Annotated in this window: 1 protein-coding gene; it reads left to right on the forward strand. The window is 26.7% G+C overall.

Translation table 11 applies throughout. The features are described 5' to 3' along the window. A partial coding sequence (locus tag EZH24_RS15220) for a hypothetical protein (protein ID WP_236847292.1) occupies positions 1–201 on the forward strand: 201 nt, incomplete at its 5' end. Between the last annotated feature and the right edge of the window lie 189 nt (positions 202–390).

The raw sequence follows: 390 nt of genomic DNA on the forward strand, positions 1-390 counted from the left end.
CCCTGCGGGAACGAGGGCAAAGCCCGAAGTAATCCAAAATGTATGCTGTGCTTTTTTGATAACAAGGGGTTTCAACCCCTTGTGCGCTTTTTTATGGATATTAATGAAAGGGGAAATAGCCCCTTGTTATTAGATTTTTTATTTTTAATTTCACCATATTTTTTTCATCTTTTTATAAACTTTACTAAAAATTATGATTAACTTAAAATTTTTATTAAAAAATTTGTTTTTTTAATAAAAAAATTGTTGACAAATTTTTTAAATTTGTTATAATATATATAGAGAGTTTGAAGCTGTATAGAAAGTTTAAGGCTATTGTAGAATTTCATGCGATTAAAAAAATTGCAAAAAAGCTTGACAAAAACTCTAAAACATACTATACTGACAAGT

This window comes from Brachyspira catarrhinii, from assembly GCF_005518285.1.
In the GTDB taxonomy this organism is placed as follows: Bacteria; Spirochaetota; Brachyspiria; order Brachyspirales; family Brachyspiraceae; genus Brachyspira; species Brachyspira catarrhinii.